This is a genomic window from Kitasatospora sp. NEAU-CNBT7, from assembly GCF_057220535.1.
In genome coordinates this window covers 26663-46769 of the sequence record NZ_JBXQQB010000001.1, presented here as the reverse complement: position 1 = coordinate 46769, position 20107 = coordinate 26663, and the positions used below count along the sequence as shown (strand labels likewise).

The 20107-nt window shown below is 73.1% G+C and carries 17 protein-coding genes and 1 pseudogene; 13 read left to right on the top strand and 5 right to left on the bottom strand.

Annotated elements, in window-relative coordinates; translation table 11 throughout:
• Positions 1-192: 192 nt before the first annotated feature.
• Positions 193-2574 (bottom strand): SulP family inorganic anion transporter, encoded by a 2382-nt coding sequence (locus tag AC2TEW_RS00180; protein ID WP_484621206.1) that lies wholly within the window; start codon positions 2572-2574, stop codon positions 193-195.
• 328 nt (positions 2575-2902) lie between these two features.
• A complete protein-coding gene (locus AC2TEW_RS00175) occupies positions 2903-3898 on the bottom strand; it encodes an ATP-binding protein (protein ID WP_484621205.1) in 996 nt (331 codons plus the stop codon).
• A 201-nt stretch (positions 3899-4099) separates the two neighbouring features.
• Between AC2TEW_RS00175 and AC2TEW_RS00170 the strand changes: the two genes are divergently transcribed.
• Positions 4100-5005 carry a Fic family protein gene (locus tag AC2TEW_RS00170; protein ID WP_484621204.1) on the top strand — a complete coding sequence of 302 codons (906 nt, stop codon included), beginning with the start codon at positions 4100-4102 and terminating at the stop codon, positions 5003-5005.
• A 409-nt stretch (positions 5006-5414) separates the two neighbouring features.
• Here AC2TEW_RS00170 and AC2TEW_RS00165 read toward each other — a convergent pair whose 3' ends face one another.
• Positions 5415-6332 (bottom strand): HAD family hydrolase, encoded by a 918-nt coding sequence (locus tag AC2TEW_RS00165; RefSeq protein ID WP_484621203.1) that lies wholly within the window; start codon positions 6330-6332, stop codon positions 5415-5417.
• A gap of 610 nt (positions 6333-6942) precedes the next feature.
• Between AC2TEW_RS00165 and ssd the strand changes: the two genes are divergently transcribed.
• The 7 genes and pseudogenes from ssd to AC2TEW_RS00130 all read left to right on the top strand — a co-directional run.
• The gene (gene ssd / locus AC2TEW_RS00160; protein WP_484621202.1) at positions 6943-8058 is read left to right on the top strand and encodes a septum site-determining protein Ssd; all 1116 of its coding nucleotides are present in this window, start codon (positions 6943-6945) and stop codon (positions 8056-8058) included.
• A 617-nt stretch (positions 8059-8675) separates the two neighbouring features.
• A complete protein-coding gene (locus AC2TEW_RS00155) occupies positions 8676-9833 on the top strand; it encodes a TadA family conjugal transfer-associated ATPase (RefSeq protein WP_484621201.1) in 1158 nt (385 codons plus the stop codon).
• A gap of 289 nt (positions 9834-10122) precedes the next feature.
• A complete protein-coding gene (locus AC2TEW_RS00150; protein ID WP_484621200.1) occupies positions 10123-10959 on the top strand; it encodes a type II secretion system F family protein in 837 nt (278 codons plus the stop codon).
• 212 nt (positions 10960-11171) lie between these two features.
• Positions 11172-11825: a type II secretion system F family protein gene (locus AC2TEW_RS00145; protein WP_484621199.1), complete on the top strand. Its 654-nt coding sequence runs from the start codon at positions 11172-11174 to the stop codon at positions 11823-11825.
• Positions 11826-11914: 89 nt separating this feature from the next.
• Positions 11915-12181 carry a DUF4244 domain-containing protein gene (locus AC2TEW_RS00140; protein ID WP_484621198.1) on the top strand — a complete coding sequence of 89 codons (267 nt, stop codon included), beginning with the start codon at positions 11915-11917 and terminating at the stop codon, positions 12179-12181.
• Between the two features lie 34 nt (positions 12182-12215).
• The gene (locus tag AC2TEW_RS00135) at positions 12216-12572 is read left to right on the top strand and encodes a TadE family type IV pilus minor pilin (protein ID WP_484621197.1); all 357 of its coding nucleotides are present in this window, start codon (positions 12216-12218) and stop codon (positions 12570-12572) included.
• Positions 12560-12973: pseudogene (locus AC2TEW_RS00130) on the top strand (Rv3654c family TadE-like protein); the annotation flags it as partial. The gene AC2TEW_RS00135 and the pseudogene AC2TEW_RS00130, both read left to right, overlap by 13 nt.
• Here AC2TEW_RS00130 and AC2TEW_RS00125 read toward each other — a convergent pair.
• Positions 12904-13104 carry a hypothetical protein gene (locus tag AC2TEW_RS00125; protein ID WP_484621196.1) on the bottom strand — a complete coding sequence of 67 codons (201 nt, stop codon included), beginning with the start codon at positions 13102-13104 and terminating at the stop codon, positions 12904-12906. The pseudogene AC2TEW_RS00130 and the gene AC2TEW_RS00125 overlap by 70 nt on opposite strands.
• Positions 13105-13211: 107 nt before the next feature.
• Positions 13212-15719 (bottom strand): DEAD/DEAH box helicase, encoded by a 2508-nt coding sequence (locus AC2TEW_RS00120; protein WP_484621195.1) that lies wholly within the window; start codon positions 15717-15719, stop codon positions 13212-13214.
• A gap of 218 nt (positions 15720-15937) precedes the next feature.
• On the opposite strand from AC2TEW_RS00120, the gene bldG reads away from it, so the two are divergent.
• The 5 genes from bldG to AC2TEW_RS00095 all read left to right on the top strand — a co-directional run bounded on the left by bldG (position 15938) and on the right by AC2TEW_RS00095 (position 20092).
• The gene (gene bldG, locus AC2TEW_RS00115; RefSeq protein WP_033822951.1) at positions 15938-16279 is read left to right on the top strand and encodes an anti-sigma factor antagonist BldG; all 342 of its coding nucleotides are present in this window, start codon (positions 15938-15940) and stop codon (positions 16277-16279) included.
• Positions 16280-16411: 132 nt separating this feature from the next.
• Positions 16412-16831 carry an ATP-binding protein gene (locus AC2TEW_RS00110; RefSeq protein WP_484621194.1) on the top strand — a complete coding sequence of 140 codons (420 nt, stop codon included), beginning with the start codon at positions 16412-16414 and terminating at the stop codon, positions 16829-16831.
• Positions 16832-17096: 265 nt separating this feature from the next.
• Positions 17097-17501 carry a cyclophilin-like fold protein gene (locus AC2TEW_RS00105; RefSeq protein WP_484621193.1) on the top strand — a complete coding sequence of 135 codons (405 nt, stop codon included), beginning with the start codon at positions 17097-17099 and terminating at the stop codon, positions 17499-17501.
• Positions 17502-17623: 122 nt separating this feature from the next.
• Positions 17624-18388 (top strand): small secreted protein, encoded by a 765-nt coding sequence (locus tag AC2TEW_RS00100; protein ID WP_484621192.1) that lies wholly within the window; start codon positions 17624-17626, stop codon positions 18386-18388.
• A gap of 168 nt (positions 18389-18556) precedes the next feature.
• Positions 18557-20092 carry a DUF7059 domain-containing protein gene (locus tag AC2TEW_RS00095; RefSeq protein ID WP_484621191.1) on the top strand — a complete coding sequence of 512 codons (1536 nt, stop codon included), beginning with the start codon at positions 18557-18559 and terminating at the stop codon, positions 20090-20092.
• Positions 20093-20107 lie beyond the last annotated feature (15 nt).

Genomic DNA, 20107 nt, shown 5'->3' with positions numbered 1-20107 from the left:
GCCTTCCGGTCGGTGCCTCCGGCAGCCGGTCGGGCTGCCGGAAGCCGCTACTGCCGGCCGCGGATGCCACCGGCTGTCTCTTCGCCCGGATGTTGAGTCCGTTGTTGCATCCGTCCCGCGCTGCCGACCGGGCCGTCGTGGTCCGGCCGGCAGCGCCGCACCCCCCTGGCGTACAGGGGGTGGCGCCGGCACCTATGCGGCGAGCTGCTGCTCCGCCCGGCCGTCCGGACCGTCCTGCCCCTCGGGCAGCCCGGCCGGGCCGGCGGAGACCGGGACGAACCGGCCGCTGTCCTGATCCAGGACGTAGGCCTGGGCGGTGGCGAAGTCGAAGTACATCCCGACCAGGCGCAATGCCCCCGAGGCCACTCGACGCTCGACCGCCGGATTGGCGAGCAGCTGATCGAGCTGCTGCACCACGTTGGTGATGCAGAGCTGCTCGACCGTGTCCACGACCGGGCGTCCTTCGAACTCGGCCGGGACCCGGCGCAGCCGGGCCAGCGAACCGCGCCCGTTGCGCAGCCACCGGGTCAGCGCCGTGGGAGGTCCAGGCTGCTCGTGGACGCCGTCCAGCAGCGCCTTCATCGCCCCGCAGCCGGAGTGCCCGCACACCGTGATGGACCCGACCTCCAGGACCTCCACGGCGTACTGGACCGCGGCCGCCACGGAATCGTCCGCCGCGCCCGGCTCGTGGGGCGCCGGTACCAGATTGCCGACATTGCGGACCGTGAACAGGTCGCCCGGGCCGCTGTTGGTGATCATGCTGGTCACCATTCGGGAGTCGGCGCAGGTCAGGAAGAGCTGCGACGGCGTCTGGCCGTCCCGCGCCAGCCGCGCCAGTTCCTTGCGGACCAGGGGGGCGGTGTGCTGCTGGAACCCGCGCACCCCGTCGAGCAGCCGGCCGTGCGGATCGTCGGAGCCCTGCTCGATGCAGTGGTGACCGACCCAGGGCGTCCACGCCCGGCAGCGGTGCGGACCGGTCGAGCTTCCGGAGCGCAGGGTGCCGTCGGGATCGAGGGCCTCGCTCTCCTGGCGTTTCGTCAGTATCGCGACCCGGCCGCCGGTGGCCTGGTGGCTCGCCCGCCAGACGTGGAGCGCTTCGTAGGCGGCGTGGTCGAGGAAGGAGCCGTCGTGGCAGACCGTGACCGAGGACCCGACCGGGATCCGCGCCAGCGCCCGGCTCAGCTTGGGCACGGCGGCGAACGTCAGCGGGCCGTGCGTGCGGACTGCGTACGATCCGTCCCCCTCGGCCACCACGTCGACGTGTGCCCGGGTCAGCCGGTACAGGGCGAGCAGGGCGGCGACCGCACCGCCGATGGTGACGCCGAGGGGCACCCCCAGCAGGACCACGCCGAGCACCGTCGCCAGATAGACCGGGAACTCGCGGTGCCGGTGCACCCGGCGGATGTGCGCGAAGCTGACCATCTGCACGCCGACCACCAGCACCAGCGCGGCCAGCGCCGCGAGCGGGATGTGCCGGAGCCCGCCGGTCAGCGCCGCCGCGGCGACCAGTACCCAGCAGCCGTGCAGGACGGTGGACATCCTGGTGGCCGCCCCGGCCTGGATGTTGGCCGTGCTGCGCACGGCTCCGCCAGCCACCGGCAGACCGCCGAGCAGGCCGGAGAGCAGGTTGGCCGCGCCCTGGCCGCGCAGCTCGCGGTCGAGGTCGCTGCTGCTGTGCGACATCCGGTCCACCGCGACGGCGGAGAGCAGCGATTCGACACTCGCCACCGCGGTGACCGTCAGGACCGCGGCGACCAGGGCGGGCCACTGCTGGGCCAGCAGCGATGCGGGTGGCATCGAGGCGAGTACGTGGTGGTCCCACGCGGGCAGCTCGACCCGGGCCAGCCGCAGGCCCGCGAGGACGGCGAGCGCGGTGGCCGCGGCGACGGAGGCCAGCGCGGCGGGGATCTTGGTCAGGCGTCTGCCGAGCTCGCCGGCCCGCCCGGGAAGCCGGTCGAGCCGGGGCCACCCGAAGAGCACGGCGATCGAGACCAGACCGACCGCGAGGGCGGGCAGGTGCGGGCCGGCCAGCTGGGCCGGCAGCGCCACCAGGTTGGCGGCCGCGGAGCTCTGCGGTGAACCGCCGAGGACGACGTGCAGCTGGGCGAGGGCGATGGTGAGGCCGACCCCGGCGAGCATGCCGTGCACGATGGCCGGGGAGACCGCGAGGGCCGCACGGGCGACCCGCAGTGAACCGAGCAGCAGCTGGAGCAGCCCGGCGGCGACGGTCACGGCGCAGGCGATCTGCCAGCCGTACTGGGCGAGCAGTCCGGCGGTGACCACCGTCAGTGCCGCGGAGGGGCCGCTCACCTGGAGCGGGGTGCCGCCCAGCAGGCCGACGACGAGCCCGCCGACGGCGGCGGACACCAGGCCCGCGGTGAGCGGAGCGCCCGTGGCCAGCGCGATGCCGAGGGAGAACGGGACGGCGATCAGGAAGACCGCGAGGGAGGCGGGTACATCGCGCATCAGCTGTGCGCGGCGCGCTCCGGGCGGGGGAGGCCCGGTCGGTGCCGGCGGCGGTGCGTGGTCGGTCGTGTCCGAGGGGGTGGGGGCGCTGGAGAGGTCGAGGGTCATGGTCTTCCCGTCTGTCCGGGGAAACGAACGCAGTCAGGTCCGGCGGTGGAGCTCGGGGTCGGAGTGGCTGTCGTGGGTCGCGACGGTACGGCGGGATGGCTTGGGCGCAGCAGCGGTGCGAGTCTCCGCGGCGGCCCGCGACCATCAAGAGTCGGTAAACTGAGAGTAATGAAACCTTTGCACAGCGTACAGTCGAACGGAAGGTCGGTCTCCGGCTTTCACTCCTATGAGTGGTGCGCGAACCGGCCGGGAACTCCCGGGTCGGCAACGGCCGGTGGCACCCCGCCCCCGGGGTCGCCACCGGCCGTCGTCCGCAGGGGATCCGGCGTCAGACGCGGGCTGACGCGGCGGCGTCGGCTCCGTCGGCCGAGAGCACGAATCCCTCGTCCACCTGGGTTGCGAGATCGATGCCGACCTTCGCGTTGCCCCAGCTCTCCGCGTTGCGGAGGTGGAAGTGGACGGCCTGGGCGGTGTACCGCGCGGGATCGCGCCGCTCGTGGGTGGCGTCCGCCTCGGTCCGCAGCCGTTCCAGGACCGCGCGGTTGGAGGGCTCCAGGCTCTGCAGCGCCGGCGCCTCGCCGCGCTCCAGGCGGCGGACCCAGTCGGACTGCCCGAACGAGGTGAGCAGGTCGTCGCCGACCTCGCGCCGCAGGTACGCCAGGTCGTCCGGGTGCTGCACCTTGTTCCCGACCACGCGCAGCCGGACGCCGAAGTCCTGCGCGTACTCCTTGTACTGGCGGTAGACGGAGATGCCCTTGCGGGTCGGCTCGGCCACCAGGAAGGTCAGGTCGAACCGGGTGAACAGGCCTGAGGCGAAGGAGTCCGACCCGGCGGTCATGTCCGTCACCACGTACTCGTCCTGACCGTCGACCAGGTGGTTGAGCAGGAGCTCGACCGCGCCGACCTTCGAGTGGTAGCAGGCCACGCCGAGGTCCTCCTCGGTGAAGGCGCCGGTGGCCAGCAGCCGGACCGAACCCTCGTCGAGCGCGACCGGCCGCGCGCACGACGCGTAGACCGGGTTCTCCTCGACGATCCGCAGCAGCCGTGAACCGCGGCCGGGCGGCGTGGTTTTGATCATCTCATCGGCCGAGCCGATCAGCGGGTTGCTGCCGCGCAGGTACTCCTTGATCTGCGGGAGGTGGGCGCCGAGCGACGGGAGCTCGGCTGCCTGGTCGTCCGTCAGTCCGAGCGCCGAGCCGAGATGTTGGTTGATGTCCGCGTCGACGGCGATCACCGGGCGGCCCGCGGCGGCCAGGTGGCGGATGAACAGTGCGGACAGCGTGGTCTTCCCGCTGCCGCCCTTGCCGACGAAGGCGATCTTCATCTGGGTCTCCGGCTCTCGCTCCAGCGGGCTGCGGCTGCGAGCGGCAGGCTGGAAGGCTGTTGGAAATCGTTATCGTCACCGATAGTGGCATGCTAGCGGCGGTTTGGGGTGCGATACATGCGGGAAAGTCGGATTGCCTCGAACGGGTGACGCCGGGGTTGCTGTACAGGAGTCGACCGGGGGGTCATTACCCTCGGGTAGGTGAGCACTGGAACTGATCCCCTCGCCCCGCTGGCCGATCTCCCCGGGGTGCCCGAAGCCGTGGCCGAGGTGCGCAAGGCGGTGGACCGCCTCTACGGCCACCGGGTGATGCGCAGGCGCGCCCAGGAGGTGACCTCGGAGGCGGCGCTCCGCGGTGCGCGGGCTTCGGCGGCCCTCGACGGGGCCGACTGGCCCCTGGAGGAGGTCCGCCGGCGCAGCGACTTCAGTGCCGACCCGCAGGCCCGGACGGTCGGCGGCGCGCTGCGCATCTCCGCCGAGGCGGGTCAGCTGCTCGGCACCTGGCGGCACTCCCCGCTCCAGGTGCTGGCCAGGCTGCACCTGCTGGCCGTCGGGGACGCAGACCCGTCGGCGGGCCGGCCGCGCCGCGCGGGGGAGTCGGCGGGCGTGCTGTTCCCGGTGGAGATCCCGGCCGCCGAAGGCGTGTCCGGCGATGGCGACCATCCGGCCGAGGCGGTGGAACGGGGTGGCGACCTGCCGCCCGCGCCGTCGCCCGAGGAGGCGGCGGCGCGACTGGACCAGCTGTCCCAGCTACTGGCGGCCCGGGCGGAGGGCGCCGCGAGCGGGACGCCGGCGCTGGTCGTGTCGGCCGTCGTGCACGGTGAGCTGCTGGCGCTGCGGCCGTTCGGCGAGCACAACGGGGTCATCGCGCGGGCCGCGCAGCGGATCGTCCTGATCACCGAGGGGCTGGACCCCAAGGCGATCTGCCCGGCCGAGGTGGGATTCGCGGAACTCGGCACCGAGGCCTACCGCACCGCCCTGCTCGGCTACCTGGGCGGGACACCGGAAGGGGTGGCCCGCTGGATCACGCACTGCGGTGCGGCGCTCAGGCTCGGCGTCCGGGAGAGTACGGCGGTCTGCGAGGCGATGCAGCGCGGCATGGTCTGAGCCGGCGGCCGCCCCTCGCGGGGCGGCTCGCGGCGTGCGTTCCGGTCCGAACATGGTTGCGGCGGCACCTGATCCTGCCTGGTGCCGCCGCTGGCACGGATGCCGGGTTACCAAGCATGCACCGGAAAGTGCCCATCAGGCGGGGATCCTGCCCGTTCACCTGGTGCGGCGGCCCGACAGCGGGTCGGCTGCATGTGGGTGCTCAGTCATCCGTACTCGGTCCGTGGGCCTGAACTGCGTTGTCGGAGCGACCCCGTAGGGTCCTGACCGGGTCTCGCGGGCCGTTACGTCCTTTGTATCGCGCTTTGGGTGAAAGGGGAACCCGAAATCGCGAAGCTTTTACTTTTTGTCCGTTTCGATGCTCAAGGATGCGTCGGAGCGGCCCCGGAGGTCCGCCCCCTTTCCATGATCAGGCCTGTGACCTGCGTCGTCGTGACGCGTACCAGAGCACGCCAACCGTCAGCAGGGCCGTCCCGAGGGCGACCGTCGCGACCACCGACCGGCTCGGCGCGTGGAACTCGGGCAGCCTGCGGTGGAGTTCCACGGGTCGGCTGAACACCAGCACGGGCCACTCCCGGGACAGTGCCTCCTTGCGCAGCGCCCGGTCGGGGTTGACCGCGGACGGGTGGCCGACCGCCTCCAGCATCGGCAGATCGGTCGACGAGTCGCTGTACGCATAGCAGTTGGGCAGGTCGTACCCCTCGACCGCGGCCAGCTCACGGATGGCGGAGGCCTTGTTCTCGGCGTACGCGTAGTACTCGATCTCGCCGGTGTACCGGCCGTCCTCGACCTTCAGCCGGGTGGCGATGACGTGGTCGGCCCCGAGCAGTGCACCGATCGGTTCGACCACCTCGGAACCCGAGCTGCTGACGATCACCACGTCCCGGCCGGCCGCGTGGTGCTGCTCGATGAGCGAGGCGGCCTCGTCGTAGATGATCGGATCGATCAGGCCGTGCAGGGTCTCGGCGACGATCTCGCGGACCTGCTGCACGTTCCAGCCCTTGGTGAGGGTGGACAGGTAGGCGCGGAGCTTCTCCATCTGGTCGTGGTCCGCGCCACCCAGCAGGAACATGAACTGGGCGTAGGCGCTCTTCAGGACGGCTCGACGGTTGATCAGGCCGCCCTGGTAGAACGGGCGGCTGAACGCGAGCGCGCTCGACTTGGCGATGATCGTTTTATCGAGGTCGAAGAAGGCCGCGGTGCGTGGCGCCGGATATGCGCGCCGTGCGGCGGAAGGCTCGGTGCTTTCCGAGGAGGAACGGTTCGCGGTGCCCGGTGGCGTGTTCCCGCCCTGGTCGGCGATGTCGGCGTTCTCGGTGGTGTCCACGGGAACTGAGGATAGAGGGCGCGCCCCGGGACCCCGCCATTCGGCGTACTCGTAGGCGCGCGGGTTTGTGTTTCTGGCCGCTCGGGTACACCATTGAAGTCACGGATCGTTCGCGACCGTGCTAACCCGGTCCGGCTCCTCCCCCCCGAGTCGGGCCGTGGATAGACGACCCCCGCTCTCCCCCCCGGCGGGGGTCGTCGCACGTCCGGGGCCATTTTGCCGGCGAGTTGGGGGCGGTCCGGGAGAGCTGTCAGCAGCCCCGGCGAAGTCGAGCGATGATCTTCGAGTCTCGTCCGATCGGGATCGTGGCATCACGCTAAGTGATCAGAGTCAATGCCCCATTGTGTGGTGCCCATGGGGCTTCGAGATCGTTCTCCGGCGCCTTCGCGCGTCAATTCCGCATGCCAATACCCCCCTGGCGAGTGAACAAAGTTATCCACAACCCCGACTTGTCCACAGGGATTCGGAAGGGGGATGACGGAATCCGCTCCGCCCCGCACCGTGGTGCCCGGGCAGCCGCCGCAACCCTCGCCGAGGGAAGCGGCCGCGCCCCGTCGTCGGCCGGTTCCGGCCGCCGGAACCGGACACCACCTCACCGGGGGAGACCGCCATGTCGACACCGATCACCGATCACGACCTCGCCGACCAGCCGACCCCCTCGGGGCCGCTCATCGTCACCGGGGACGAGGCGCTCGCGGAGCACCTGGTGCGGATCTGCGCCGCCGCGGGCACCGATCCGTACCTGCTGTCCGCCGCCCCGCCACCGCGACACCTCTGGGAGAGCGCGCCCCTCGTCCTGGTCGGCGACGACCTCGCCGAGGCCTGCGCCGGCCTCACCCGCCGGAGCGGGGTACTCCTGCTCGGCCTCGACCTCGACGACGGCGACATCTGGGTCCGCGCCGTCCAACTCGGCGCGGAGCACGTGCTGTTCCTCCCGGACGCACAGACCTGGCTGCTGGACCGGATCGCCGACGCGGCCGAGGGCGTCGGCCCGCCGGCACTCACCGTGGCCGTCCTCGGCGGCCGCGGCGGCGCCGGGGCGTCGACGCTCGCCTGCGCACTGGCCGTCACCGCCGCCCGAGCCGGACACCGCACCATGCTGATCGACGCCGACCCGCTCGGCGGGGGCTTGGACGTGATGCTCGGAGCCGAACAGGCCGGCGGACTGCGCTGGCCGGACCTCGCCGGATCCCGCGGCCGCGTCAGCGGCGCCGAACTGGCCGGCGCGCTCCCCGAGCTCCACCGCCTCACCACCCTGTCCTGGGACCGCAGCGACCTGCTGTCCATCCCGCCTGAGGCGATGCGCAGCGTCCTCGCCGCCGCCCGCAGACGCGGCGGACTGGTCGTCCTCGACCTGCCACGCCACCTCGATGCCGCCGCAGGACAAGCCCTGGAGCAGGCGGACACCGGCCTGCTGGTGATCCCCGCCGAACTGCGCGCGATGGCGGCCGCGGACCGGGTGGCGGCGGCCGCGCGGATGCGGGTGTCCGACCTGCGTGCGGTGGTACGGGTGCCCGGAGCGGTCGGCCTGGCCGGCGGCGAGATCGCCAAGGGACTTCGCCTGCCGTTGGCCGGAGAGCTGCCACTGGAACCCGGTCTGACCGTGGACGTGGAGCGCGGCGCGCCGCCGGGCAGCAGGGAACACGGCCCGCTCGCCCGCTTCTGCAGCAGTTTCCTGGACGAGGCCCTGCCCCCGGTGGCAGCGGCCGGAGGAGGTGCCCAGTGACCGATCGTCTGCGCAGGCCCACCCTGCGGAAGACCATCAAGGAGCGGGGCCCGGGTGCGCCGCACCGGGGTGTCACGCTGTCCCGCCGACCCATCGGACGGGGACCCGGGGACGAGCGCCGGAACCGGGCCAGACCGTTCGGGCCCTTCGCCCCGACGCCCGCAGCCCTGCGCACCGCGTCCGGGGGAGAGGCGGACGGAAGGACGGCGGAAGCGGAGGAGGCTGCGGCGAAGGCCGTGGTGGTGCGGATGACGGACACACCCGGCACGACCCGGCCCGTGGACGCACCGGCCGCAGCCGCCCGGCAGGCGCGGAAAGACCTGGACGAAGCTGGCGGTACGGCGAAGGCGCCTGCAGAGGGCTGCTCCGCATCCGCCGATGCCGTATCCGGGCCCGGGCCCGCGGAAGCCGGTGACGCCGGGGAGGGCCAGGACGCTGCCGAGGAGCAGCGCGAGTCCGCCGCGGCGGGCCGGCTCCGAGGCCGGCCGAGCCGCGCAACCCGCGGCTCCGCCCGACCGGTGCCCGTCGGGCCCGTCGTGATCGGTCCCGGGCTGTCCCGATCCGCCTCGCTCCGGCCGGAAGGGGACACGGACCGGACGGCGGCACTCGTCGATGCGGTGAGGCTCCGACTCGCCGAGACCGGTGCGCGACCGACCGCCGGATCCGTGGCCGCCGCCCTTCGATCGGCCCGCCCACCGTTGGGCGGCGGGGACACCCTCGACGCCGTCCGGCGGCTGCGCGCCGAACTGATCGGAGCCGGCCCACTGGACCAGTTGCTCTCCGCCCCCGAGGTCACGGACGTCCTGGTCAACGCGCCGGACCAGGTCTGGGTCGACCGAGGCGCGGGCCTGGAACGGGTGCCGAACATCCGCTTCCCCGACCCCGACGCCGTCCGGCGGCTCGCCCACCGGCTGGCCTCGGCGGCCGGGAGACGGCTCGACGACGCAAGGCCGTGGGTGGACGGCAGACTGCCGGACGGCACCCGGCTGCACGCGGTGATCCCGCCGATCGCCGCCGGATGCACGCACATCTCGTTGCGGACCAGCCGACCGCAACCCTTCACCCTGGATGACCTGGTGGCCTGCGGATCGCTGCCGCCCACCGGTGCACAGCTCCTGGCGCAGGCCGTCAGGGCCAGGCTCTCGGTACTCGTCAGCGGCGGCGCCGGCACCGGGAAGACCACGCTGCTCTCGGCGTTGCTCGGCCTGGTCGCCCACCACGAGCGGATCGTCCTGGCCGAGGACTCGTCCGAGCTCAGGCCCGACCATCCCCATGTGGTCCAGCTGCAGAGCCGTCCACCCAACCAGGAGGGCCTCGGCGAGCTCACCCTGCGGGATCTGGTCCGGCAGGCCCTGCGGATGCGCCCGGACCGGGTGGTGGTCGGAGAGGTCCGCGGCGCGGAGGTGGTGGACCTGCTGGCTGCCCTGAACACCGGGCACGACGGGGGCTTCGGAACCGTCCACGCCAACTCCGCCTCCGATGTCCCCGTCAGGCTGGAGGCGCTCGGCGCGCTGGCAGGCCTGGACCGTCCTGCGTTGCACAGCCAGCTCCGGGCCGCGCTGGACGTGGTGGTCCACCTGGCCCGCGACCCGGCAACGGGCACCCGCCGGGTCACCGCCCTGCACACCCTCACCGACGACGATCACGGGCTCGCCCGGACCGCGCTCGCGGTCGGGTTCGGTGCGGACGGCAGCAGCGTGCCCGGTCCCGGATGGGACGGGCTACGGCAACGGTGCGAGGCCCGCGGTGTCGAGCTGCCGAGGAGCCTGCGGTGACTGACCGTCAGATTGCGTTGCTGTGTTCGGTGCTGCTCTGCGCGGTGGCCGGGACCGCCTGGTGGCTGCTGCGTTCGGCCGTCAGGGGGATCCGGTGACCCCGGCCCCCGCGATCGGGACGCTACCGCTGATCGCTGGTCTCGGAGGCGCCGTCGTAGGTTTCCGGATCGGGCTGGGCAGCCTACGGCAGCGAGCCTGGGCGAGGCGTCGCACCCGGCTGCTCCTCGGCCGCGGCCCCGCCACCGGTTCCTGCCTGTCGGCCCGCGCCGTACGACTGCGGGGACGGCTGTTGGCGAACCGACCCCGGTGGCTGGTAACCGAGTTGCTTCTGCTGCCGATCGGCCTGCTGCTGGGCATGATCGCCCGCTCGCCGGTTCCGGTGCTGGGCGCACTCGCAGGCATCCGGCCACTCCATGGCTACCGGCGCCGACGCCGGACGAGAGGCGAGGCCAAGCGGAGGTCGGCGGCGGTGATCGATCTCTGCGCGGGGATCGCCGCCGAGCTGCGCAGCGGCGCGACCGCCGTACAGTCAGTGGAGGCCGTCATCGCCAGAACCGGGTCGCAGTTGCGCCGCAGCCTCGGGGCGGAACCAGCCACCCGGCTGGCCGCTGCCCCGTACGGAGCCGACGTTCCGCAGGCTCTGCGGCTGGTGGCGGAACTGCCCGGCGGCGGTGGCGCCGCGGCGGTCGCCGCCTGCTGGCAGGTCGCCACCGAGAGCGGGACAGGTCTGGCCGCCGGCCTGGAACACGTCGCGGACGCGTTGCGGGCCGAACGGGCCTTGGCCGAGGAGATCGCGGGGGAGCTCGCCGGTCCGCGGGCGACGGTCGCGATGCTCGCAGCGCTTCCGCTGGTCGGCATGCTGCTCGGCTTCGCGCTCGGTGTGCAGCCGGTGCGGATCCTGCTGCACACCCCCGCGGGGCTGGGGTGCCTGCTCGGCGGGGCGTTGCTGGAGGCGGCAGGGCTGTCCTGGACCGCGCGGATCATCCGGGGAGCGGAGGCCGTACAGGGCGCCGGGCCGGTACGGCGCGGGGCCGGAGAGCGGCGCGTGGCTGAGGCAGGCCCCGGTGCTCCACCGAGGTGTGGGCTGGCCCGTACCCGGCCCTTGCTGGCGAAGGGAGCGAGTTGATCATCGCGCCGCCCTTGGCCGGCGCCCCCTGGCGGCCGGCCGTGTCGCTTCTGCCGGTCGGTCTGCTCGCAGCGGCCGGACTGGCCGGGCTTGTTGGCACGGCTGCACAGGCCCATCGGGTCGTCAGGAGGCGCGAGAACCGTGCCCGAGCGGGGGCGATCCTGCGGGCCGGTCGACCCTTCCACCCACAGCGGGGACCGATTCGCCAGCGAGTGCGCCGCGTCGGATCACTGGAGGACCGGGCGAGCGCGGTATTGGCGCACCGCTGGGTGCTGCCGCTGCTCGCGCTGCTCGGAACGGTCGCCCTCCTCGGCGGCCGGATGGGCCCGCCGGCCGGAACCCTGGTCGGACTGGCCTTGTGGCGGTGGGCGCCCGCGATTCGCTCGCCGTCCGCCCGTCGAGCCGCACGCGAGCAGGACGACATCGTCCGGCAACTGCCACTGACCGCAGACCTCCTGGCCGCGTGTCTGGGCACCTGTCCCTCACCGGCCGAGGCCGCCGCAGCGGTCGCCCGGAGCGTCGGCGCCCCCATGAACACGCGCCTCGGGGGAGCGGCGGCACAGCTCTCCCTCGGCGCGGCGCCGGAGGACTGCTGGGGACAGCTGGCTGCCGACTGCCCGCCGCTGGCCCCGCTGGCCAGATGCCTGATCCGCACCAGCCTCAGCGGCGCCCCACCCGCCGAGGCGCTGAGCGGACTCGCCCACGCCCAACGAGCCGCGGCGAGCCGTGCGGCACACGCCAGGGTCCGCAGGGCGGGAGTCCTCGCGACCGCGCCGCTCGGGGCGTGCTTCCTACCGGCCTTCGTGCTGATCGGTGTGGTCCCGGTCGTGGTCGGACTGACCACCCTGTTCGCGCGGCGGATCTGACGGCCGGACCGGAGCCGACGTCCGGCCAGATACCCGGCCAGCAGAGTGGCTGGCCCACAACCCCCTACGACTGTTGAAGGAGCTTCGCCATGTCCCAGATCCAGAGCCGAGCCCACCTTTCCCGTGCCCTGCCCCGCGCCCTGAGCCGCGTCCTCGGACACCTGACATCCTGGCCGCGGTCCGGGCTGCGGAGGATGCGGTCGGGCGGCCGGGACACCGGCATGACCACCGCCGAATACGCCATCGGAACGGTCGCCGCCTGTGCCTTCGCGGCGATCCTCTACCGGGTGGTGACCAGTGACACCGTCTCGGGTGCATTGTCCGACGTCCTCGACCGGGCGCTCCATGCGGTGTGACCGACTGCGCCGGTCGGGACGGGATGCCGGGTACGTGACGGCCGAGACCGCGGTGGCGCTTCCGGCGTTGGTCCTGCTCGCTGTGATGCTCGTATGGGGGGTGATGGCTGCCGCGGGGCAGATCCGCTGTGTCGACGCGGCCAGGGTCGCCGCGCGGGCAGCGGCCCGCGGTGATCCCGATGCGGAGGCGCTGGCGAGGCAAGCGGCCCCGGCTGGAGCCGAGGTCCGCGTGGCGACCGACGACCGGACCGTCCGGGTCACGGTGGAGGCGCCGTGGCCGGGGCCGGGGAGGCTGCGTGCTCTCCTCGCGGTGCGGCTCGGGGCGAGCGCGGTGGCGGCGCGTGAGGACGTCATCGGTTCGGACGGAGGAGGCGCCTCATGGCCGTCCTGAGTACGAGGCCGATGCGGATCCGGGTGCCGAGGCTGAGGTTGACGGCCGGATGTGCCGGAGCCGGTCTGGCCCGGGCCGGTTGCCGGCTCCGTGCCCGAGGGACCACTCGGTGGGGCACGGCCGCCGCGGACCGAGGATCGGCGTCCGTCTGGCTGGTTGCCGTGGGCCTGCTCGGCTGTGCCGTCTTCGCCGTCAGTGTGGAGTTCGGGGCGGTGGTCGCGGCCCGGCACCGGGCCGAGTCCGCGGCCGATCTGGCGGCGCTGGCCGCCGCCGACCGCCTGTTGATCGACCCGGACGGGGGCTGCGGGCACGCGGCGCTGGTTGCCCGACTTCAGGAGAGCGAACTGGTGTCCTGTTCGGCCTCGACCGAGGACGACAGCGTCGAGGTGAAGGTCCAGGTTCCGGTGCGAGGGCTGTCGGTGCCGGTCGGACCGGTGACCGCGCGGTCACGGGCCGGCCCGGTGTGGGCGATGGGAGCGGATGCGGTCGAATCCCGGGCGTACTCGTTCTCGCTGGTCAAGGATCCGGCCAAGACGCCAGCCCAGGGACCAGCCCACGGGCGAACCTGCGGGCCGTCTCCGCCCCGGAGTCCGCCCGGCCGGGGCCAGAGGCGGCCCGCCCACCCGCGGCCTGCCCGGCTCAGCCCGCCGGTCCGTCCACGGATTGCTCGGCCGCCGGCTGCTCCACGGCTCGTCGCTCTGCGGCCGGTTGCTCCACTGCCGGTCGCTCCGCCGATGGCTGTTCCTCCTCGGCCCGTACCGCCGTCGCTCGGTCCGTCGTCGCCGCCCGCACCTCGTCGTTCGGCCGTGCTCCGTCCGAAGCCCCCTGGTGGTGGGGCGCACCTGCCAGCAGGATGCCCAGCAACCGGACGGCCGCGGCCTTGTCCAGCGGGTCGTTCCCGTTGCCGCACTTGGGCGACTGGACACACGACGGGCAGCCGCGCTCGCACTCGCACGCGGCAATGGCGTCCCGGGTGGCGGTCAGCCACTCCACCGCCCGCCGGAAACCGCGTTCGGCGAATCCGGCGCCGCCCGAGTGGCCGTCGTACACGAAGACGGTCGGCAGGCCGGTGTCCGGGTGGAGCGGCACGGACACACCGCCGATGTCCCAGCGGTCGCAGGTGGCGAACAACGGGAGCAGACCGATCGAGGCGTGCTCCGCAGCATGCGCGGCGCCGGGCAGTTGGTCGACGGGGATGTCGGCGTCGAGCAGCTGGTCCTCGGTGACGGACCACCACACGGCCCGGGTCCGCAGGGTGCGGGGAGGAAGGTCGAGCTTGCTCTCGCCGAGGATCTCTCCGGTGGAGATCCGCTTACGCAGGTAACCGACCACCTGGTTGACCACCTCCACCGACCCGAAGCTGAGCCGGGCCTCCCCCCACTCCTCGGTGGTGTCGGTGGACAGGATCGAGATGGAGGTGATGTCTCGGGCGGCCGTGGTGTACGGCGGGTCGGCCCGTTCGACCAGGGCGACCGAGGTCTCCAGGTCCAGGTCCTGCACCAGGTAGCTGCGGCCTTGGTGCAGGTGGACGGCGCCGGTGTGCACGGTGGTGTGGGCGGCTGCGGCGTCCACGGTGCCGAGCAGCCGGCCGGTCGGTGCCTCCACGATCTGAACGGGGTTGCCGCCGCTGCCACGCAGGTCCACCCGGTCGGCTGCCCGCTCGCGACGGGTCCAGTACCAGGAGCCGTCCGTGCGGCGCCGCAGTAGGCCACGCCGTTCCAGGACGGGGAGCAGCTGAGCGGCGGAGGGACCGAACAGGGCCAGGTCGGGCTCGCTCAGCGGGAGCTCTGCTGCGGCGGCGCACAGGTGCGGGGCCAGTACGTGCGGGTTGTCCGGATCCAGCACGGTGGCCTCGACCGGGGTCGCGAACAGCGCCTCCGGGTGGTGCACCAGGTAGGTGTCCAGCGGGTCGTCCCGGGCGATCAGCACGGCGAGCGCGCCCTGGGCCTCGCGGCCCGCCCGCCCGGCCTGTTGCCAGAGTGAGGCCCTGGTACCCGGGTAGCCCGCCATCAGCACGGCGTCCAGGCCCGACACGTCGACACCGAGTTCCAACGCGGAGGTGGAGGCCACCCCGAGCAGCCGACCGGACTGGAGGTCGCTCTCCAACGCCCGCCGTTCCTCGGCGAGGTACCCGCCCCGGTACGCGGCGACCCGACCGGCCAGCGGGCTGCCGAGCTGGTCCTGGGCCTGGAGCGCGACCAGTTCCGCACCCCGCCGGGAGCGGACGAAGACCACGGTCCGGGTCCCGGCTTCGACCAGCTCGGTGAGCAGGTGCCCGGCCTCCGCCGTGGCGGTGCGCCGGACCGGGGCGCCGTGCTCACCGACGTTCTCGGTGAGTGGCGGTTCCCAGAGCCCGAAGACCAGCGGGCCGCGGGGGGAGGCATCGTCCGTCACGGCCACGGCCGGCAGGCCGGTGAGCCGCTCTGCGGTGGCGGCCGGTTCGGCGGTGGTGGCCGAGGCGAGCAGGAAGGTCGGGTTCGAGCCGTAGCGGGCGCACAGCCGCCGCAGCCGGCGCAGCACCTGGGCGACGTGCGAGCCGAAGACGCCCCGGTAGCTGTGGCACTCGTCGATGACGACGTACTGGAGCGCCTTGAGGAAGGAGGACCAGCGGGGATGGGCAGGAAGGATTCCCCGGTGCAGCATGTCGGGATTGGTCAGCACGTACGAGGCGTACTGGCGTACCCACTCACGCTCCTCGCCGGGGGTGTCGCCGTCGTACAGCGCGACCCGCACCCGGCCGGGCACCAGCTCCGCGGCGCGCCGGCGCTGGTCGGCGGCCAAGGCCTTGGTCGGGGCCAGGTAGAGGGCGGTGGCGCCGCGCCCGTTGCGGGCCTCGGTGCCGTCGAGCAGGGCGCTCAGAACGGGGGCGAGGTAGCCGAGCGACTTGCCGGAGGCGGTACCCGTGGCGATCACCACGGACCGGCCCGACCGGGCGAGGTCCATGGCCTCCGCCTGGTGTGTCCACGGCTGCGACACGCCAAGGGCTGCGGCGGCCTCCACCACTTCCGCGCGGATTCCCTCAGGCCAGGGTGCGTAACGTGCGGCGCGGGCGGGCAGATGCTCCGTATGGGTGAGGCGGTCCGCTCGGCCCCGGTCGGTGGACAGGGTCTCGAGCAGAGCCTCGGGCTGGTGATGACGGGGCGGCATGAGGACCCAGTGTGTCACCGGCGTGACGGAGAATCGCCCTAAGCCATCGTGCGGGCATGGTCACAAGTGGTTGAATGAGGCCGTGACGGCCGCATGGCCGAGGGTCGCAAAGTCGAGGCCGAGCCGCGGCTTGCCACGCCCCTGGCCTGCGACCACGCGGTGGCGGCCACCTGGCCGAAGATCGCAATGACGTAGCAAGGCAAGGTGCTGGAGGTTCCGTGGACCTGTCCCTGTCGACCCGTACAGTCGGCGATCGCACGGTCGTCGAGGTTGGCGGCGAGATCGATGTGTACACCGCCCCGAAGCTGCGCGAGCAGCTGGTCGAGCTCGTCAACGACGGCAGCTACCACCTGGTCGTCGACATGGAAGGCGTTGACTTCCTGGACTCGACCGGCCTCGGTGTGCTGGTCGGCGGCTTGAAGCGGGTGCGGGCGCACGAGGGCTCGCTGCGCCTGGTGTGCAACCAGGAGCGCATCCTCAAGATCTTCCGGATCACCGGTCTGACCAAGGTGTTCCCGATCCACACCTCTGTGGAAGAGGCTGTCTCGGCGACCGACTGATCGCTCTCCGGATACCGGCGGGGCGCGGCGTTGTCCGCCGCCCCGCCGGTCCCGGGAGCCGACTCTGCCCGTGTCGGTCCGGAGCCGAGCGCTCCGCCGCCGCGCACGGGGTGCAACCCCGGAGGGGGATTGATGGCAACCGTCGAACTTCGATTCAGCGCGCTCCCAGGGCATGTGCGCACGGCCCGCCTGGTGGCGGCGGCTGTCGCGAGACGTGTCGGGGTCGACGAGTCGGTGCTGGACGAGGTACGACTGGCGGTCGGCGAGGCGTGTTCGCGCGCTGTCGGCCTGCACCAGCGCAGCGGCGTCGAGGGCACGATCCGAGTCGCTCTGACGGATCTGGAGAAGCGTTTCCTCATCGAGGTCGAGGACGAGGCGGGTCCGATCCTCGCGGCCGAGCGCGAGGCAGGCGCCGAACCCGAGGCGGGTGAGGACGACCTCGGACTGGCCGTGATCACCGGCCTGGTCGAGGACGTCGAGGTGGACAACGGCGCCGAGGGCGGCCTGGTCAAGATGAGCTGGCCGATCGCCAACGTTCCGGTCGAGGCCTGACACCCTCCGGTCCGACCCCGCTCCGGCCCCGCTTCGGCCCTTGTGGTCAGCCTGCGGCTCCCCGCGCTTCGCAGTCCTCCAGCCGGCCCGGCTGTGCCGCGTCCGAGCGGGTGGGTGTCCAGCGGACCCGTTGTGCCCCCGGGGCGTGATGCGGCCCGGCCGACGCCCACCCTTCGGGCCTTGATTGACAATTTGTTGAAGCAGGCGGTTCGCTGCTCTCCGGCGCGATCGGTGAGGTCTCACCACGTCCGGGAGAGGACACCCCGTGCGGATACGCATTCTCTGGCCTGCTGGGCAGGTCACCGCTGTGCTGCGCTCCACCCCCACCTCGGAGGCGCTCTGGGCCGCGCTGCCGATCGCTTCCTCGGCCAGTACCTGGGGCGAGGAGGTCTACTTCGGTACGCCCGTCCGCGTGCCGCAGGAGGCCGATGCGCAGCAGGTGGTCGAGCCGGGCACGGTGGCGTTCTGGACGGACGGCGACAGCCTGGCACTGCCCTACGGGCCGACCCCGATCTCGCGAGGCGGCGAGTGCCGACTCGCCGGCCCCTGCAATGTCCTCGGCGCGCTGGAGGGCGACGCGCAGGTCCTTCGGACCGTGCGCAGCGGCGATCCGATCAGGGTCGAGCGGGCCGGGCCGTTGGAGCCGGTGGAACGGATGGCCGGCGCCTGACCGGCGTCTGACCGGCTCTGATCTGCGGCTTCGGTACCGTCCGGCCCCGGGGCTGTGCGGCGGGGGCGGAGGGCCGTGTAGGTTCGCAGGTCGATGACCCGGACCGCCGAAAGGGCCCACTGGTGAACAAGCGACTGCTGGCCGTGACCACACTCGGTGCGGTCCTCGCGCTGGGCACCGCCGCGTGCAGCGACGACGACAACAGTGCACAGCTGGGCACCTGGGCGAAGGGCGTCTGCGACGCGGCGCAGGCGCCGATCGCCCAGTCCCGGACGGCTCTCGCGGACACCGCCAAGGTCCAGCCGGCCGAGGCTCCGGCGGATCTCCAGAAGCGGCTCGCGGTTGACCTGGCGGCGCTCGGCAAGACCAACCAGGAGCTTGCCGACGCGATCGACAAGGCCGGCGCGCCCAAGGTCACCGACGGTGCGACCGTCCAGAAGGACGCGGTCGGCGAACTGAAGCAGGCCGCCCAGGGCTATCAGGACGCGCAGAAGAAGCTCGAGGGCCTGCCCACCACGGACCAGGCGAAGTTCGCGGACGGGCTGCGCAGCGTGGGCGACCAGGTGCAGCGGCTCTCCCAGTTGTCCACCCAGGCGCTGGGCCGGCTGCAGAGCGGTGAACTCGGCGATGCGATGAAGAAGCAGCCGGGCTGCAAGACGGGCGCCCCTGCCGGCACGCCCGCCCCCGGCGCCACCGGTGGGTCCGGTGCGGCTGTGCCGCCGGCCGCCGATCCCAATGCCTCGACCAATGCCTCGCCCAACGCTTCTCCCGCTGCCGGTTCGGCCGCGTCGCCCGCCGGTGCGGCCTCCCCGGCCGCAGGTCAGTCGTCCGCAGGTCAGTCGTCCGCAGGCCAGTCGGCCGCCGCGCCGTCGCCGACCGCGAGTTGAGACGGCCGGCGGGCCGAGCCGGCGGACCCGGAGCGGTCGACCGGTCGGGCTGGGCCGGGCGCCGGGCGGGCCGGTCGGAGTGACCCCGTGTGCCGTGGCCGTGGCCGTAGCTGCAGCCTCGGCCGTGGCTGCGGCTGAGGAGCCGCGACGGCGGGGGACAATGGCGGGGTGACCAGTAGCCCCACTCTTGATGTCTCCCGTCTCGCCAAGCTCCGCGAGGCGTTGCTCGCCGCCTCGTTCACCGCGGACGGCTGCCTCGACCTGCTCGGGCCGACCGGCTATGCGGCGCTGGCGCGCAGCGAGGCGGTGCCGGCGTTGCGGGCGACCCGCGGCGGTACGCCGCTGGAGACGCTGGTGCGGCTGTTCCTGCTGCAGCAGCCGGTGTCGTACGCCGCGGCCGGAGCCGCGCTGCCGGTGGCCGACTGCCTGGCCGACGGTTGGCTGGTGGCGGACGGCGGTGAGCTGCGGGCGGCCGTGGACATCCGGCCGTACGCCAACGAGGTGGCCGGTCTGGACAGTGCGGACGCCTGGGTGGTGTCGGACCTGGGCTGCGCGGTCGGTGGCGCGGGCGGGATCGGCTCCGGCGAGACGGCCGCCGGGGTCGCGCGCAAGGACCTGGTCCTGGGTGTGGGCGGTGCCTCCACCACACTCGCGAACCTGACCGTGCGGCGGCCGGTGCGGTCCGTGCTGGACCTGGGCTCGGGTTCCGGGGTCCAGGCGCTGCACGCGGCCCGGCACGCCCAGCGGGTCACCGCCACCGACCTCAACCCGCGCGCCCTGCACTTCACCAGGCTGACCCTGGCGCTGTCCGGCTTCGAGGACGTCGAGACGGCGGAGGGAAGTCTGTTCGAGCCGGTGGCCGGGCGGAGGTTCGACCTGATCGTCTCCAATCCGCCGTTCGTGATCTCGCCCGGGAGCCGCTTCGTCTACCGCGACGGAGGCATGGCGGGCGACGGGCTGTGCCGCAGCCTGGTCCGCAACGCCGCGGCCCACCTGGAGCCCGGTGGCTACTGCCATCTGCTGGCGAACTGGCAGCACGTCAAGGGCGAGGACTGGCAGGAGCGGCTGGCCGGTTGGGTGGCGGGCACCGGGCTGGACGCGTGGGTGGTGCAGCGCCAGGTCCAGGACGTGGCCGAGTACGCCGAGCTGTGGCTGCGCGACGGCGGCGACCACCGCGGCCCCGGCGCCGACTACCAGGCCCGGTACGCGGAGTGGCTGGACGCCTTCGAGGCCGCGGACGTCGAGGGTGTCGGGTTCGGCTGGATCACGCTGCGGGCCGGTGGCGCCGCCGATCCGGTGGTCCGGATCGAGGAGTGGCCGCACCCGGTCGAGCAGCCGCTCGGCCCGCACATCGAGCGCTGGTTCGACCGGCAGGACTTCCTGCGTGCGCACGACGACGCCGCCCTGCTGGCCGCCAAGTACGTGCTGGTCGACGATGTGGTCCAGGAGCAGGTGGGCGCACCCGGCGCGGAGGACCCGGAGCATGTGATCCTGCGTCACAACCGGGGTATGCGGCGGGCGACCAAGGTGGACACGGTGGGCGCCGGTTTCGTCGGGGTCTGCGACGGCACCCTGCCGGCGGGCGACATCGTCGACGCCATCGCCCAGTTGCTCGGCGAGGAGCGGGTGGTGCTGCGGGACCGGGTGCCGGAGTCGCTGCGGATGCTCACCGAGCAGGGATTCATCGACCCGGTCACGGCCTGACCCCGGCCGGCGCCG

Bases quoted from the DNA above. Each gene is read 5' to 3' on its own strand.
- AC2TEW_RS00175 (WP_484621205.1), bottom strand. From the start codon at position 3,898: ATGAAGATCGCCTTCGTCGGCAAGGGCGGCAGCGGGAAGACCACGCTG.
- ssd (WP_484621202.1), top strand. From the start codon at position 6,943: ATGTCGACACCGATCACCGATCACGACCTCGCCGACCAGCCGACCCCC.
- AC2TEW_RS00110 (WP_484621194.1), top strand. From the start codon at position 16,412: ATGGCAACCGTCGAACTTCGATTCAGCGCGCTCCCAGGGCATGTGCGC.
- AC2TEW_RS00120 (WP_484621195.1), bottom strand. From the start codon at position 15,719: ATGCCGCCCCGTCATCACCAGCCCGAGGCTCTGCTCGAGACCCTGTCC.
- AC2TEW_RS00140 (WP_484621198.1), top strand. From the start codon at position 11,915: ATGTCCCAGATCCAGAGCCGAGCCCACCTTTCCCGTGCCCTGCCCCGC.
- AC2TEW_RS00180 (WP_484621206.1), bottom strand. From the start codon at position 2,574: ATGACCCTCGACCTCTCCAGCGCCCCCACCCCCTCGGACACGACCGAC.